Raw genomic sequence first — 15,425 nt, 5'->3', positions numbered from 1 at the left:
ATGCAAAGGGAAGTTGTTTTAACGAAGGAAGAAGAAAGTTTACTACTAGATATTTTATTTCAGCAAAATTATGCAAGTGAAATTTTAGCTGTGGAACTTACGGACATTGAGAATGGTTTGAAACAGACAGATGTGATGCAATATAAAAAAATCACAAGGTTATTTTACAGATTAAAAAATAAAGGGTATTAAGCGCTACCGGAATGGTAGTCTTTTTTTTGTGCTGTATGCTAAAATAGCTGTGTGATTGTATTTTTATTGAAATAAATTTAGGACAAAATAATAATATGAAAACGCTGTCATAAAATGTGAATAGAGTTATGAACATAAGCAGGAAAAAGGGAAAATGGGGGATGTAATATGATTAGTATTCCGAAAGACGAATTTCAACAAATTCTTGTGAAGGATTTAATGATTTCATCGGAAAAAGTAGCTCATGTCCAAATTGGAAATGGTTTAGAACATGCTTTACTCGTTCTTGTGAAATCTGGATATTCGGCGATACCTGTCTTAGATCCAATGTATAAATTACATGGTTTGATTAGTACGGCCATGATATTAGATGGTATGTTAGGATTAGAGCGTATTGAGTTTGAAAGACTTGATGATATGAAAGTAGAGCAGGTGATGAAGGAAGATATACCTTTTCTTAAATTAGAAGATTCATTTGCAAAAGCTTTAGAAATGACAATTGATCATCCTTTTATTTGCGCTGTTAATGAAGAAGGCTATTTTGAGGGGATTTTAACACGTCGGGCTATTTTAAAATTGTTGAATAAGAAAGTAAGGCAACATAATCGATAACGTGAGAAAAGTGACTTCATAGAAACGAAGAAGTCACTTTTTTTTCGTGCATATCACTTGTGTATGTATTATATTAAAAAAGACATAAAACATAAGGGAAGTTTGCGCTGAAAAATTGTATTTTCTGAATGAAAGCTTAATGGAATAAGGTGTATGGAAGCTAAGGAAAGAGGGAGAAAGTTGCAAATTGATGATTTTCAAATGATGGTTGTGTTAGCTCAGGAATCAAATATGAGAAAAGCGGCGGAACGTTTATTTGTTTCCCAACCTGCGCTGAGTCAACGATTACAATCTATGGAGAAACAATGGGGAATGAAGTTTTTTATTCGCTCACAAAAAGGATTGACAATTACACCTGAAGGGGAAAAAGTTGCAAATTATGCCAAAGAAATGCTGCAAAAGGAAGAGGATATAAAAAGTGAGCTAGCTGTTTTTAGAACGGAAACTCATGGAACTTTAAAAATAGCTGTTGCATCAGTTATTGGTCAATATTGGCTCCCTCCTGTTTTGAAAAAGTTTGTGCATAAATATCCTTCTGTAAAGATATCGCTGTTTACTGGATGGAGTAGTGAAGTGCAAAAGCAGTTTTATGAAGGAGACGTTCATGTTGCTATACTGAGGGGAACACAAGAATATAAAGGTCAAAAGCAACAATTATTTGAAGATGAACTGTATTTAGTTGATAAAGAAATAAAAGATATTTCGATGCTAAAAGAAACAAATAGACCGTTCATTCAATTTAAAAGTGACTCAACTTATTATGGACAAATACAAAATTGGTGGTATGGTTTATTTTCTAATCCGCCTAAGCGAACGATTGTAGTTGACCAAATTGAAACATGCAAACAACTTGTTTTAAATGGTATAGGTTACGCCCTTTTACCTTCTACTGTTTTAAAGGAAGTACAGGAAAATATGTATAAAACACCTGTTCAACTGACGAGAGAAACATGGTTGTTAACAAGTGACTCGGCAAGGCAGTTGAAGCAAGTACAAGCATTTTTAGAAATTATAGAAGAAATTCAAAGGGAAAAATAAGATTATTATCTTGCTACTCGCTCTTTCGTTTGGTAGAGTAACATTATAAATGGATTTAGGAGGCAACAAGAATGAAAATGATGGACGCTAACGAAATTATTTCGTTTATTCAAAAAAGTGAAAAGAAAACTCCTGTAAAGGTATACATAAAAGGGGATTTAAAAGAAGTAACATTCCCTGAAACAGTACAAGCATTTGTGAATAAAAAATCAGGTGTATTATTCGGAGAATGGTCTGAAATTAAGACAATTCTTGATGAGAATAATAAGCACATCGTTGACTACGTTGTAGAAAACGATCGTCGTAATTCTGCAATTCCAATGCTTGATTTAAAAGGTATTAAAGCTCGCATCGAGCCAGGTGCTATTATTCGTGACCATGTTGAAATTGGTGACAACGCTGTAATTATGATGAATGCAACAATTAACATTGGTGCTGTAATTGGTGAAGGTTCTATGATCGACATGAACGCAGTACTTGGTGGACGTGCAACAGTCGGTAAAAACTGTCACGTAGGTGCAGGTGCTGTACTTGCAGGTGTTATTGAGCCACCTTCTGCAAAACCAGTTATCGTTGAAGATGATGTAGTAATCGGTGCAAACGTAGTTGTTTTAGAGGGTGTTACAGTTGGTAAAGGTGCAGTTGTAGCAGCAGGAGCTGTTGTAACAGAAGATGTGCCTCCATACACAGTTGTTGCAGGTACTCCAGCACGTGTAATTAAAGAAATTGATGAGAAGACAAAAGCAAAAACAGAAATTAAACAAGAGCTTCGTCAATTAAACCCAGAGAAATAAAAAGTAAAAAAAGCGTAAGAGCGTAAATGGGCTCTTACGCTTTTTATAGATAGAGGTGCAAAAATGACAGTAAGCAAATTTGTCCAAATTCGTAGAGATCTACATAGAATTCCAGAAATTGGATTTAAGGAATGGAAAACACAACAGTATATTTTAGATTATATAGGAACACTTTCTCTTGAATTTGTGGAAGTGAAGACATGGAAAACGGGTGTAATCGTTAAAGTAAATGGAAAAAATCCAGAAAAAATAATAGGTTATCGTGCAGATATAGATGGTCTGCCAATTACAGAGGAAACTGGATATGAGTTTGCTTCTATTCATGAAGGAATGATGCATGCATGTGGCCACGATGTACATACAACAATCGGTTTAGGCCTTCTAACGAAAGCTGTGAGCGAAAGAATAGATGATGACCTTGTATTTCTATTCCAGCCAGCAGAAGAAGGACCAGGCGGTGCTCTTCCTATGTTAGAAAGTGAAGAGTTAAAAGAATGGAAACCAAATATAATTCTTGGTCTTCATATTGCACCAGAATACGCTGTAGGGACAATTGCAACGAAAGAAGGACTGTTATTTGCTAATACTTCAGAATTATATATTGATTTAAAAGGGAAAGGTGGCCATGCTGCCTATCCGCATACTGCAAATGATATGATTGTTGCAGCGAGTCATCTTGTTACACAGCTTCAATCCGTTATTAGTCGCAATGTAAATCCTCTTGATAGTGCAGTAATTACAATCGGGAAAATTACAGGTGGTACGGTTCAAAATATTATTGCAGAAAAATCTCGTTTAGAAGGAACGATTCGAACATTATCAGTGGAATCAATGAAGCGTGTGAAAAGCAGAATTGAGGCAATTGTTGCAGGTATCGAAGCTTCTTTCCAGTGTGAGGCGATTATAGATTACGGAGCAATGTATCATCAAGTATATAACCATGAAGAGTTAACAAGAGAGTTTATGCAATTTGTACATAAACAAACAGATATGAATGTTATTACATGTACTGAGGCAATGACAGGTGAAGATTTTGGTTATATGCTTCGAGAAATCCCTGGATTTATGTTTTGGCTTGGAGTAAATTCAGAATATGGTTTACATCATGCGAAATTAAAACCAGACGAAGAAGTGATTGAAAAGGCAATTACATTTTTAAGCCAATATGTAAAGTGGAAAGGGAATAGAAAATAAAACTTCCGCTTTATTGAAGGTTCCAAAAAACTTTTTGTTATGAGGTGTAAGTAACGCTCGTATAGATTGATTTTAGACATTTACATACAAATGAAAGAATAAAGTTAATTGGACTGTTTTAATAATGAGCAGGGGGTTTTTAGCCACTGCTCATTATTAATTATTTGACTAACTTATATATGTTTACTTTTAGTATGAAAAGTGTGTAAAATCAATGTGAAACATAGAAAAAAGGGTGGGGAATTACGTGCAAATTAGCAGTGCGATTTTATGTTTCGTCTTATATGCGTATGTTATTATTGCGGCGGTTTATTTTGGGATAAGTTTTTATGCCTATCGTTTAGTAGATAATAATGAATATGACGAAACATACAAATGGGTGAAGAGATATTTATCACCTGTACTAGAAATTATGAATGGGTTTGTGCTCTTTTTATTTATTGGATTAATTGCTTTCTCAACGAGTTTAGTAGGGAATAAAACTACGTTATTTGTATTGGGTATCATTATTTTTATGTTGTTAGGAATAAGGATTGGTAATACGGTCTTTTGGAATGAAAGAAAAGTAGATGGTTGGACGGGAATGTTAATTCCATGCATGTTAGCTGCAATCGTGACAAATATAGAACATGAATATTATCAATTACATTTTTGGCTTATTATCGTTTTAACAATTCTTTCTGTTTTGTATATAAGCACAGTAGTACTAACTTATATTGCACATGAAAAAGGAGATGTTAAAGGCACTTGTTTCTTTAGAGGACGGGCATTATTTTGGAGTGTGCCGACGATGGCAGTTATCGCGCTTATTGCGATATTAGTAAATGGATATCAATTTTCTAGTTGGCAACTATTTTTAGAAAATTGGTGGATCTTTATCTTTTCGTTTATTGCTTTTTTAGGTGCAACGCATTATTTATTCCATCAACATCATTACATATGGGCGTTGTTATTTGCATTCATACAGCTTCTATTTGCCTTTTTTGGTCAAGAAACATTATTATTCGTTTTTGAAACATTTAGTTCGTTTGGAAATATATTTGTATTTGCTATGTTACTTGTTGGTATCGCTTTTTACTTGCAACAATATTTTTATATACAAAAACAAAAATAAGAGCTAATTACAGTTTTTGTGACGCATATAAAGTGTGTTACACTGAAAATAAATAGTACTTGAAGTTATTGGAGGAATTCCTGTGGGTGAGAAAGAAAAAGAATTTGCTGTCATTGGACTTGGTCGCTTTGGTGGAAGTATTTGCCGAGAACTAGCTCAATTAGGTATGGAAGTAATGGCAATCGACTCAGATGAGGATAAAATTAATGAATTTGCAAATATAGCTTCGCATGCTGTAATTGCAGATTCAACAGATGAGATGGTATTAAAAAGCCTTGGTATTCGAAATTTTGATCACGTAGTCGTTGCTATTGGAGATAATTTAAATTCAAGTATTTTAACTACTTTGATTTTGAAAGAGTTGGGTGTAAAAAATATTACTGTAAAAGCTCAAAATGATTATCATGAAAAAGTGTTAAGTAAAATAGGTGCAGATCATATTGTGCATCCAGAACGTGATATGGGGAAAAGGATTGCTAATAATATTGCATCAAGCAATGTTTTAGACTACCTTGAGCTTTCAGATGAGCATAGTATTGTAGAGATTATTGCGAATAAAAAAATTGATGGGCACTCTTTAATTGAATTAGATATTCGTGCGAAGTTTGGATTGAATATTGTAGCAATTAAACGAGGTAAAGAAGTTATCGTATCCCCTCGGGCTACGGAGAATATTCAAGCAGGAGATATATTAATTGTCATTGGTCATGACGATGAAGTGGATCGATTTAAACACTTTTTAAGATAAGAGAAAAGAAAAGGACAATGCCTTCATAGCATTGTCCTTTTTCTTATATTTCCATAATGATTGGTAAAATCATTGGACGGCGTTTCGTTTTCTCATATAGGAATGGAGCTAATGTGTCTGTAATTTCATTTTTAATTTCAGACCATTGTGTTGTTTTACGCTCCATTACTTTTTCTAAATGAGTTGTAATTAATGTTTGTGCATCATTGATTAAATCGCTGCTTTCACGCATGTAAACGAAACCGCGTGAGATGATATCAGGTCCTGCTGCAACTTTAAATTCTTTCATATCAATGCTTACAACTACAATTACAAGTCCTTCTTCAGAAAGGATACGACGATCTCGTAATACGATATTGCCGATATCCCCAATACCGTTTCCATCAATGTAGACCGAACCAGATGGGATTTTTCCAGCTACGCTAGCTTCATCAGAACGTAAAGCAAGAACATCGCCATTATCCATAATGAAGCAATTTTCTTCAGGGATACCACAATCATTTGCTATGTTCATGTGCATACGCTGCATACGATATTCACCATGAATTGGCATGAAGTACTTCGGTTTAATTAGACGTAACATTAACTTTTGTTCTTCTTGTCCACCGTGTCCACTTGTATGGATATTTGAAAGTTTCCCGTGAATTACATCAGCGCCAGCGCGGTACAACATGTTAATTGTACGACTTACGCTAATTGTATTTCCTGGAATTGGTGAAGAAGAGAAAACAACTGTATCTCCAGGAATAATTTGAATTTGGCGGTGTGTACCGTTTGCAATACGTGAAAGTGCTGCCATCGGTTCACCTTGACTACCTGTACATAAAATAACAACTTTATTAGCTGGTAAGCGGTTTAGTTGAGATGCATCTATGAATGTATCTTTCGGGCAACGAATATAACCAAGGTTTTGTCCGATTTCAATCGCTGCTTCCATACTTCGACCAAACACAGCTACTTTACGGTTGTTTTCAACAGCAGCTTCAATAACTTGTTGTAAGCGGTGAATATTTGATGCAAAGGTTGCGAATATAATCCGTCCGTCTACTTTACGGAAAATGTCTTGAATGCTATCACCAACGCGACGCTCAGACATAGTAAAGTTTGGAACTTCACTGTTCGTACTATCAGATAATAGACATAGCACGCCATCTTTACCGATTTCAGCCATTTTTGTTAAATCAGCTGGTTCACCAACTGGTGTGAAATCAAATTTGAAATCACCTGTATGAACAACTTGACCTTGAGGTGTTTTCACAACAACGCCGTACGAATCTGGAATACTGTGAGTTGTACGGAAGAAGGATACAGACGTTTTTTTGAATTTAATAACGTCATCTTCTTGAATTTCGTAAAGTTTTGCTTTACGAAGTAAGCCGTGTTCTTCTAATTTGTTTTTGATGAGTGCAATTGCTAATTTTCCGCCGTAAATCGGGATGTTCACTTGACGTAATAGGTAAGGGATTCCGCCGATATGATCTTCGTGACCATGTGTAATGAATAACCCTTTAATTTTATCTTCGTTTCGCACAAAATAAGTGTAGTCTGGTATTACATAATCGATTCCGAGAAGTTCGTCCTCTGGAAATTTAATTCCAGCATCAATTATAATAATTTCATCTTGAAATTGAACAGCGTATGTATTTTTACCGATTTCACCAAGCCCACCGAGAGCAAATACAGCAACTTGGTCGTTTTTTAGAAATTTCATATCGCTATACGATTTCCGCTAATGTTAAATCAGCGTTTTCTTTTTCATATTCAAGATGAGCGCCAGTAACAGACTGAACAAACTCGATATTATATGCGAACTTATTTAATTTTGTACGAACATCCTTTTCAGACGTAGCCTCTAAATATAAAACTTTTGTATTTTCACGTACTGGAACCTCAGTTAATTTTTCTTGATAAAATACTTTAAAAATCATTTGGAAAACCTCTCCTTGTCTATGTTTTGCATTATCTGTTACTTATTATAAAGCAAACAGTCACGATTTTCATGTTTTTTCGAATGAGAATGAAGAAAAAGCCCGAAATGGGCACAATTTAAGCGATTGTCTTTTTACGGACTAGACCGTTTAAATAACGCTTGAGCTTTTTCTTCAGCTTCTTCAGCATGATTACTCCTTCCTTTCCTTATTTTAAACATGCATATTACTAGTGAAAATTCTATCTCTGATATAAGAGATAGGACAAAAGTGAATGGTGAGTCTTGTCCTTTCCCATACAGTGAAAGTTATTCTATAGTAACGATTAGTAGCCGTTAGTTATAGGTATAGTATGAGGAAGAATGGAAAAGAAAATTCATCCGAACAAGTATCCACATGTTTTACTAATATATATATGCAAAGTTTACAAATAAGGTCAGAAAGGGAACGCTTTCTTCACAGATGTTTAATATGTTATACTTTTTTTTAGAATTTGAAAAGTGATATTCAAAATAGGAATATAGAGTGCCAGAAAGGATTTTGACAAATGAATGATAAAATTGTCTTTTTTGATATTGATGGAACATTATTAGATCATGATAAAAAAATTCCACAATCTACACGAGATGCAGTAAAACAGTTACAAGAAAAAGGTGTACATGTAGCAATTGCGACAGGGCGCGCGCCATTTATGTTCGAAGATATTCGTAAGGAACTTGATATACATAATTATGTTAGTTTTAATGGACAATACGTTGTCTTTGAAGATGAGGTAATATTTAATAATCCGTTACATCCAGATGCTTTACATAAGTTTACTCAGTTTGCAAAACAAGAAGGATATCCACTTGTATATCTTGACCATCAAGATATGAGAGCATCAGTGGAATATCATGATTATGTGAAAGAAGGCTTTGGAAGCTTAAACTTTGAGCATCCACCATATGAGCCTAATTTTTATGAGGAACGTAATATTTATCAAACACTACTTTTTTGTGAAGTAAATGAAGAGGAAAAGTTTATTAATCATTATCCAGATTTTCATTTTATTCGTTGGCATGCATATTCAATGGATATCATTCCGAATGGTGGTTCTAAGGCAAAAGGAATTGAGAAATACATTGAAAAGTTAGGTTTTAATCGTGATCAAGTGTATGCATTTGGAGATGGTTTAAATGATTTAGAAATGATCGAAGCCGTTGGCACAGGTATTGTGATGGGAAATGGCCATGAAGACTTGAAAAAACTTGCAAATCATGTGACAAAGGATGTTAGTGAAGACGGTATATATCATGGACTAAAGTGGGCTGGATTGCTATAAGTGAATATGGAACCCATTTCATAATAAAGAGGCGGAAGATTTACTTCCGCCTCTTTATTATTATCGCTCTAGAGGTTTGGAATCATCAGGAGCGGCAAAAGGATTTTCTTTATTGATATGGTCATAGAACATAACGCCATTTAAATGGTCAATCTCGTGTTGGAATACGATTGCTGGTAAACCTTTTAAACGCAATTTTACTTCTTCGCCGTTAATAGAAGTTGCTTTTACTGTAATTCTTGTATAACGAGGAACATAACCAGGTACTTCGCGGTCTACAGATAGACAGCCTTCACCACCCTGTAAATATGTACGTTCAACAGAATGGCTAATGATTTTTGGATTGAATAATGCATGGCTATATAATGTACCATCCGCATCGGTTACATGAACTGCAATCATTTTTTTTGAAACACCGATTTGCGGAGCCGCTAATCCGATTCCAGGGCGTAAACTATATTTTTCAGCCATTTCAGGATCTTGGCTATTTATTACGAATTCAATCATTTCTTTTAAGGTAGTTGTATCTTCTTCGCTTGCCGGTAATGACACCTCTTCTGCAACGTTGCGCAAAATAGGATCTCCTTCGCGAATAACATCTTTCATTGTAAGCATATGTAATCTCTCCTTTCCTCTTTAGTCTACCAAAGGAGATGGAAAAAGTCATCGGCAAGAAAGGGTAGGCATTTTGGAAATCGTTCTATTATAGAGTAGTTATGTATGTGATAAACAGAAAAAGACGGCAAAGCCGTCTTTTTCTTTCCATAGTTGTTTCGTTTTACATTAGCGAATGCAAGCAGCACCAACGATAATTAAAAGAATAAACAACACAACGATTAAGGCGAAGCCGCGTCCAGACCCGCCACAAGAACCGCCATAACCGTAGGAAGGATATGAACAAGTTGGATAGCAATATGAGTATCCGTACATGAGATGACCTCCTTTATCATTTCCCGCTAATACTGCGGTTACTATAATGTATGGAAGAGAGGGGGGAAATGTATAGGTATTTACCTAAAAAAGGAAGAGTAGTTTGTATATTTTTGTTACGAAGAGAGAAAAACTAAAGAGAATTAAATCGTTTACATATTATTCTAAGAGAAAAAATAAGTGAAAAAGGGAATAATATAACAGTAGGTCAATGCTTACTAATACAGATGTAAAAAATAAAAACACGTTTGTGTAGTAGAAACCTGCATATTATTTATAAAAAAACGTATTCAAAGTAATTGACATCGTAATTAGAATAGTTGTAAACTAAAAAACGTGATCAAGATTGTATTAATATGTTTCTGAAAAAACATTAGTACAGATTGTTAGGTACACAAAATTATTCTCAACCGACAGACAAACATGTTGGTTTACATCGTTGCGCTTTTTAAACTGGAAAATAGCCAGTGAAAGCGTTTCAGAATATGGTTCAAGAGAGGAAGAGGTGAACGGAATGGGTACTAAAACAAAAAAGACCCTATTTAATGTTGATGAGCAAATGAAAGCTATCGCAGCTCAATTTGAAACATTACAAATTTTAAATGAAAACGGTGAAGTTGTGAATGAAGCAGCTATGCCTGAATTATCTGATGATCAATTAAAAGAATTAATGCGTCGTATGGTGTATACACGCGTATTAGATCAACGTTCTATTTCTTTAAACCGTCAAGGACGTTTAGGTTTCTACGCACCTACAGCTGGACAAGAAGCTTCTCAATTAGCGAGTCATTTCGCACTTGAAGCAGAAGACTTCATCTTACCAGGATACCGTGATGTACCACAATTAGTATGGCACGGATTACCATTATACCAAGCATTCTTATTCTCTCGTGGACACTTCATGGGTAACCAAATGCCTGAGAATGTAAATGCATTAGCTCCACAAATCATTATCGGTGCGCAAATCATCCAAACTGCTGGTGTTGCGTTAGGTATGAAACTACGTGGTAAAAAATCTGTTGCAATTACTTACACTGGTGACGGTGGTGCTTCACAAGGTGACTTCTACGAAGGTATGAACTTTGCAGGTGCATTCAAAGCTCCAGCAATCTTCGTTGTTCAAAACAACCGTTATGCAATTTCTACTCCAGTAGAAAAGCAATCTGCAGCTAAAACTGTAGCACAAAAAGCAGTAGCAGCAGGTATTTACGGAATTCAAGTAGACGGTATGGATCCATTAGCTGTATACGCAGCAACTGCTTTCGCTCGTGAGCGCGCAGTAAATGGCGAAGGCCCTACTTTAATCGAGACTTTAACATTCCGTTACGGTCCACATACAATGGCTGGTGATGACCCAACTCGTTACCGTACAAAAGATATCGAAAACGAATGGGAACAAAAAGACCCAATCGTACGCTTCCGTAAGTTCTTAGAAGCTAAAGGCCTATGGTCTCAAGAAGTTGAAGAGACAGTAATCGAAGAAGCAAAAGAAGATATCAAACAAGCAATTGCTAAGGCTGACCAAGCTCCAAAACAAAAAGTAACTGATTTAATGGAAATCATGTACGAAAAAATGCCTTACAACTTAGCTGAACAATATGAAATTTACAAAGAAAAGGAGTCGAAGTAAGCCATGGCTCAAATGACAATGATTCAAGCAATCACTGATGCTTTACGCGTTGAAATGAAAAATGATCCTAACGTACTTGTATTTGGTGAAGACGTTGGTGTAAACGGTGGTGTATTCCGTGCTACTGAAGGTTTACAAGCTGAATTTGGTGAAGATCGTGTAATGGATACTCCACTTGCAGAGTCTGGTATTGGTGGACTTGCAGTTGGTCTTGCACTTGAAGGATTCCGTCCAGTTCCAGAAATCCAATTCTTCGGTTTCGTTTTTGAAGTAATGGATTCAATTTCTGGTCAATTGGCTCGTATGCGTTACCGTTCTGGTGGACGTTGGACTGCTCCAGTAACAGTTCGTTCTCCATTCGGTGGTGGTGTTCATACTCCTGAACTACATGCTGATAGCTTAGAAGGATTAGTGGCTCAACAACCTGGTCTAAAAGTTGTTATTCCATCTACTCCATACGATGCTAAAGGTCTTTTAATCTCTGCGATTCGTGACAACGATCCAGTTATCTACTTAGAGCATATGAAATTGTACCGTTCATTCCGTCAAGATGTACCAGAAGGCGAATACACAATTGATTTAGGTAAAGCTGATATCAAACGTGAAGGTACAGATGTATCTGTTATCGCTTACGGTGCTATGGTTCACGCTGCATTAAAAGCTGCTGAAGAACTTGAAAAAGAAGGTATCTCTTTAGAGGTTGTTGACTTACGTACAGTTCAACCATTAGATATCGAAACAATCATCGCTTCTGTTGAAAAAACAGGTCGCGTAGTTGTAGTTCAAGAAGCTCAAAAACAAGCTGGTATTGCAGCTAACGTTGTAGCGGAAATTAACGACCGTGCAATCTTAAACTTAGAAGCTCCAGTTGTACGTGTTGCAGCTGCTGATACAGTATTCCCATTCTCTCAAGCAGAGAGCGTATGGTTACCAAACCACAAGGATATTGTTGAAGCTGTAAACAAAGTAATGAACTTCTAATTTTTAGTTTTTCATGTGCAAAAGAAATCAGCACATGCTGGTTTCTTTTGTACATATTCCATAATAATGAAATGAATCAGGGGGCTGAATTCCGTGGCATTTGAATTTAAACTACCAGATATCGGTGAAGGTATCCACGAAGGTGAAATCGTAAAATGGTTTATTAAACCAGGCGATGAAGTAAATGAAGACGATGTACTTCTTGAAGTGCAAAATGATAAAGCAGTAGTAGAAATCCCTTCTCCTGTTAAAGGTAAAGTACTTGAAGTACTTGTAGAAGAAGGAACAGTTGCAATCGTAGGAGATACATTAATTAAATTTGATGCTCCTGGATACGAAAACCTTAAATTTAAAGGTGACGATCATGATGAAGCTCCAAAAGCTGAAGAAGCAGCAGTAGAAGCTCCAGCAGCGGAAGCTACTCCAGCAGCAACTGCAGAAGTAGTAAATGAGCGCGTAATCGCTATGCCATCTGTTCGTAAATACGCTCGTGAAAAAGGTGTAGACATTCATAAAGTAGCTGGTACTGGTAAGAACGGCCGTATCGTAAAAGCTGACATCGATGCATTTGCAAATGGTGGACAAACTGTAGCAGCAACTGAGGCTCCAGCAGCAGTAGAAGCTACTCCAGCAGCAGCGAAAGAAGAAGCACCAAAAGCACAACCAATTCCAGCTGGTGAATATCCAGAAACTCGTGAGAAAATGAGTGGTATCCGTAAAGCGATTGCGAAAGCAATGGTTAACTCTAAGCATACAGCTCCTCACGTAACATTAATGGATGAAGTTGATGTAACTGAGCTTGTTGCTCACCGTAAGAAGTTCAAAGCAGTAGCAGCTGACAAAGGTATTAAATTAACTTACCTTCCATACGTTGTTAAAGCTTTAACATCTGCATTACGTGAATACCCAATGTTAAACACTTCTTTAGACGATGCATCTCAAGAAGTAGTTCATAAACATTACTTCAACATCGGTATCGCAGCTGATACAGACAAAGGTCTATTAGTACCAGTTGTTAAAGATACAGATCGTAAGTCTATCTTCACTATTTCTAACGAGATCAATGATCTTGCTGGTAAAGCACGTGAAGGTCGTCTAGCTCCAACTGAAATGAAAGGTGCTTCTTGCACAATTACAAACATTGGTTCTGCAGGTGGACAATGGTTCACTCCAGTTATCAATCACCCAGAAGTAGCAATCCTTGGTATCGGCCGTATCGCTGAAAAACCAGTTGTGAAAAATGGTGAGATCGTTGCAGCTCCAGTATTAGCATTATCTCTAAGCTTTGACCATCGTTTAATTGACGGCGCAACTGCTCAAAAAGCGTTAAACCAAATTAAACGTCTATTGAATGACCCACAATTATTAGTAATGGAGGCGTAATAACAATGGTAGTAGGAGATTTCCCAATTGAATTAGATACAGTCGTTGTTGGTGCAGGTCCTGGTGGATACGTTGCGGCAATTCGTGCAGCACAATTAGGTCAAAAGGTAGCAATCATTGAAAAAGCTAACCTTGGTGGCGTATGCTTAAACGTTGGATGTATTCCTTCAAAAGCGTTAATCAATGCAGGTCATCGTTATGAGAATGCAATGCATTCTGATGACATGGGTATCACTGCAGAGAACGTAAAAGTTGACTTTACAAAAGTTCAAGAATGGAAAAACGGCGTAGTTAAGAAATTAACTGGCGGTGTTGAAGGCCTTCTTAAAGGTAACAAAGTTGAAATCATTCGCGGTGAAGCTTACTTCGTAGATGCTAATACATTACGCGTTATGACTGAAGATGCAGCTCAAACTTATACGTTTAAAAATGCTGTTCTTGCAACTGGTTCTACACCAATCGAAATTCCAGGATTCAAATACTCTAAACGTGTTATCAACTCTACAGGTGCTTTAAGCTTACCTGAAATTCCTAAAAAACTTGTTGTAATCGGCGGCGGTTACATCGGTATGGAATTAGGTACTGCATATGCTAACTTCGGTACAGAAGTTACTGTAGTAGAAGCTGGCGACGAAATCTTAGCTGGTTTCGAAAAAGCTATGAGCTCTGTTGTTAAACGTGCTCTACAGAAAAAAGGTAACGTAAATATCCATACAAAAGCTATGGCTAAAGGCGTTGAAGAAACAGAAACTGGCGTAAAAGTTAGCTTTGAAGTTAAAGGTGAAATCCAAACTGTAGAAGCAGATTACGTATTAGTAACTGTAGGTCGTCGTCCAAACACTCAAGAAATCGGTCTTGAGCAAGTTGGAGTTAAAATGACTGACCGCGGCATCATCGAAATCGATGAGCAATGTCGTACAAATGTACCAAACATCTATGCAATCGGTGATATCGTTCCTGGACCACCATTAGCTCACAAAGCTTCTTACGAAGGTAAAGTAGCTGTAGAAGCAATTAGTGGCCATGCATCAGCTATCGATTACATCGGAATTCCTGCAGTATGCTTCACTGATCCAGAATTAGCATCTGTTGGTTACACTAAAAAACAAGCTGAAGAAGCTGGAATGACTGTAACTGTATCTAAGTTCCCATTCGCTGCTAACGGTCGTGCATTATCATTAAACAGCACTGACGGTTTCCTACAACTTGTAACACGTAAAGAAGATGGTCTTCTTGTAGGTGCTCAAGTTGCAGGTGCAGGTGCTTCTGATATTATCTCTGAGATTGGTTTAGCTATCGAAGCTGGAATGACAGCTGAAGATATCGCTCAAACAATCCATGCTCACCCAACATTAGGTGAAATCACAATGGAAGCAGCTGAAGTTGCTCTTGGAATGCCAATTCACATTGTAAAATAATTTAAGTAATGTAAATAGCCCCTCTCTTATTGTAAGAGAGGGGCTATTTTTATTTTCATCAAATGACTTGCAAGGTCTTTAAACGTACTTGTCGAATGAATATATAATACTTTAACAAATGATTTAGGCGTAACTTACTTCA

General features: G+C 36.5%; 16 protein-coding genes. 12 read left to right on the top strand and 4 right to left on the bottom strand.

Annotated elements, in window-relative coordinates:
- The 7 genes from abbA to QCI81_RS06855 all read left to right on the top strand — a co-directional run bounded on the left by abbA (window position 1) and on the right by QCI81_RS06855 (window position 5,692).
- On the top strand, window positions 1–192 hold the full coding sequence (gene abbA / locus QCI81_RS06885) for an antirepressor AbbA (protein ID WP_001188692.1): 192 nt from the start codon (window positions 1–3) through the stop codon (window positions 190–192).
- Window positions 193–360: 168 nt separating this feature from the next.
- Complete coding sequence (gene cbpB, locus QCI81_RS06880) at window positions 361–804, top strand: cyclic-di-AMP-binding protein CbpB (RefSeq protein WP_000623573.1); 444 nt, start codon at window positions 361–363, stop codon at window positions 802–804.
- Between the two features lie 153 nt (window positions 805–957).
- The gene (locus QCI81_RS06875; protein WP_002094125.1) at window positions 958–1,842 is read left to right on the top strand and encodes a transcriptional regulator CcpC; all 885 of its coding nucleotides are present in this window, start codon (window positions 958–960) and stop codon (window positions 1,840–1,842) included.
- 71 nt (window positions 1,843–1,913) lie between these two features.
- Window positions 1,914–2,636: a 2,3,4,5-tetrahydropyridine-2,6-dicarboxylate N-acetyltransferase gene (gene dapD, locus QCI81_RS06870; protein WP_000783241.1), complete on the top strand. Its 723-nt coding sequence runs from the start codon at window positions 1,914–1,916 to the stop codon at window positions 2,634–2,636.
- Window positions 2,637–2,699: 63 nt separating this feature from the next.
- Window positions 2,700–3,830: an N-acetyldiaminopimelate deacetylase gene (locus QCI81_RS06865; RefSeq protein WP_000218677.1), complete on the top strand. Its 1,131-nt coding sequence runs from the start codon at window positions 2,700–2,702 to the stop codon at window positions 3,828–3,830.
- A gap of 247 nt (window positions 3,831–4,077) precedes the next feature.
- Complete coding sequence (locus tag QCI81_RS06860) at window positions 4,078–4,944, top strand: cytochrome d ubiquinol oxidase subunit II-related protein (protein WP_023522927.1); 867 nt, start codon at window positions 4,078–4,080, stop codon at window positions 4,942–4,944.
- A gap of 82 nt (window positions 4,945–5,026) precedes the next feature.
- Window positions 5,027–5,692: a potassium channel family protein gene (locus tag QCI81_RS06855; protein WP_000504032.1), complete on the top strand. Its 666-nt coding sequence runs from the start codon at window positions 5,027–5,029 to the stop codon at window positions 5,690–5,692.
- 43 nt (window positions 5,693–5,735) lie between these two features.
- Here QCI81_RS06855 and rnjA read toward each other — a convergent pair whose 3' ends face one another.
- Both rnjA and QCI81_RS06845 read right to left on the bottom strand, forming a co-directional pair.
- Window positions 5,736–7,403, bottom strand: coding sequence for a ribonuclease J1 (gene rnjA, locus QCI81_RS06850; RefSeq protein ID WP_000670375.1), 1,668 nt, complete (start codon window positions 7,401–7,403; stop codon window positions 5,736–5,738).
- 4 nt (window positions 7,404–7,407) lie between these two features.
- Window positions 7,408–7,620, bottom strand: a complete 213-nt coding sequence (locus QCI81_RS06845) for a DNA-dependent RNA polymerase subunit epsilon (protein WP_000576435.1) — start codon at window positions 7,618–7,620, stop codon at window positions 7,408–7,410.
- Between the two features lie 547 nt (window positions 7,621–8,167).
- Here QCI81_RS06845 and QCI81_RS06840 point away from each other — a divergent pair.
- Entirely contained in the window at window positions 8,168–8,941 is a 774-nt protein-coding gene (locus tag QCI81_RS06840) for a Cof-type HAD-IIB family hydrolase (RefSeq protein ID WP_090977163.1), read from the top strand.
- A gap of 60 nt (window positions 8,942–9,001) precedes the next feature.
- Here QCI81_RS06840 and def read toward each other — a convergent pair whose 3' ends face one another.
- Entirely contained in the window at window positions 9,002–9,556 is a 555-nt protein-coding gene (def, locus tag QCI81_RS06835; protein ID WP_000957048.1) for a peptide deformylase, read from the bottom strand.
- Between the two features lie 168 nt (window positions 9,557–9,724).
- Window positions 9,725–9,871 carry a YjcZ family sporulation protein gene (locus QCI81_RS06830; protein ID WP_000274562.1) on the bottom strand — a complete coding sequence of 49 codons (147 nt, stop codon included), beginning with the start codon at window positions 9,869–9,871 and terminating at the stop codon, window positions 9,725–9,727.
- Between the two features lie 514 nt (window positions 9,872–10,385).
- Between QCI81_RS06830 and pdhA the strand changes: the two genes are divergently transcribed.
- The 4 genes from pdhA to lpdA all read left to right on the top strand — a co-directional run bounded on the left by pdhA (window position 10,386) and on the right by lpdA (window position 15,283).
- Window positions 10,386–11,501: a pyruvate dehydrogenase E1 component subunit alpha gene (pdhA, locus tag QCI81_RS06825; protein ID WP_000536895.1), complete on the top strand. Its 1,116-nt coding sequence runs from the start codon at window positions 10,386–10,388 to the stop codon at window positions 11,499–11,501.
- 3 nt (window positions 11,502–11,504) lie between these two features.
- Window positions 11,505–12,482 carry a pyruvate dehydrogenase complex E1 component subunit beta gene (gene pdhB, locus QCI81_RS06820; RefSeq protein ID WP_000068163.1) on the top strand — a complete coding sequence of 326 codons (978 nt, stop codon included), beginning with the start codon at window positions 11,505–11,507 and terminating at the stop codon, window positions 12,480–12,482.
- Window positions 12,483–12,575: 93 nt separating this feature from the next.
- Entirely contained in the window at window positions 12,576–13,865 is a 1,290-nt protein-coding gene (pdhC, locus tag QCI81_RS06815) for a pyruvate dehydrogenase complex dihydrolipoyllysine-residue acetyltransferase (RefSeq protein ID WP_000863420.1), read from the top strand.
- A gap of 5 nt (window positions 13,866–13,870) precedes the next feature.
- Window positions 13,871–15,283 carry a dihydrolipoyl dehydrogenase gene (gene lpdA / locus QCI81_RS06810; protein WP_000260104.1) on the top strand — a complete coding sequence of 471 codons (1,413 nt, stop codon included), beginning with the start codon at window positions 13,871–13,873 and terminating at the stop codon, window positions 15,281–15,283.
- The last annotated feature ends 142 nt before the right edge of the window (window positions 15,284–15,425 follow it).

The sequence above is a fragment of the Bacillus cereus group sp. MG20 genome (genome assembly GCF_040459885.1).
Lineage (GTDB): Bacteria > Bacillota > Bacilli > Bacillales > Bacillaceae_G > Bacillus_A > Bacillus_A cereus.
The sequence above is the reverse complement of the archived record's forward strand: the minus strand, read 5'-3'. Positions and strand labels throughout refer to the sequence as shown.

Excerpts from the sequence above, each read along its gene's own strand:
- cbpB (WP_000623573.1), top strand. The coding sequence starts at position 361 with ATGATTAGTATTCCGAAAGACGAATTTCAACAAATTCTTGTGAAGGAT.
- QCI81_RS06845 (WP_000576435.1), bottom strand. The coding sequence starts at position 7,620 with ATGATTTTTAAAGTATTTTATCAAGAAAAATTAACTGAGGTTCCAGTA.
- dapD (WP_000783241.1), top strand. The coding sequence starts at position 1,914 with ATGAAAATGATGGACGCTAACGAAATTATTTCGTTTATTCAAAAAAGT.
- def (WP_000957048.1), bottom strand. The coding sequence starts at position 9,556 with ATGCTTACAATGAAAGATGTTATTCGCGAAGGAGATCCTATTTTGCGC.
- pdhB (WP_000068163.1), top strand. The coding sequence starts at position 11,505 with ATGGCTCAAATGACAATGATTCAAGCAATCACTGATGCTTTACGCGTT.
- QCI81_RS06865 (WP_000218677.1), top strand. The coding sequence starts at position 2,700 with ATGACAGTAAGCAAATTTGTCCAAATTCGTAGAGATCTACATAGAATT.
- QCI81_RS06830 (WP_000274562.1), bottom strand. The coding sequence starts at position 9,871 with ATGTACGGATACTCATATTGCTATCCAACTTGTTCATATCCTTCCTAC.
- pdhA (WP_000536895.1), top strand. The coding sequence starts at position 10,386 with ATGGGTACTAAAACAAAAAAGACCCTATTTAATGTTGATGAGCAAATG.
- QCI81_RS06875 (WP_002094125.1), top strand. The coding sequence starts at position 958 with ATGGAAGCTAAGGAAAGAGGGAGAAAGTTGCAAATTGATGATTTTCAA.
- QCI81_RS06840 (WP_090977163.1), top strand. The coding sequence starts at position 8,168 with ATGAATGATAAAATTGTCTTTTTTGATATTGATGGAACATTATTAGAT.
- rnjA (WP_000670375.1), bottom strand. The coding sequence starts at position 7,403 with ATGAAATTTCTAAAAAACGACCAAGTTGCTGTATTTGCTCTCGGTGGG.
- lpdA (WP_000260104.1), top strand. The coding sequence starts at position 13,871 with ATGGTAGTAGGAGATTTCCCAATTGAATTAGATACAGTCGTTGTTGGT.
- abbA (WP_001188692.1), top strand. The coding sequence starts at position 1 with ATGCAAAGGGAAGTTGTTTTAACGAAGGAAGAAGAAAGTTTACTACTA.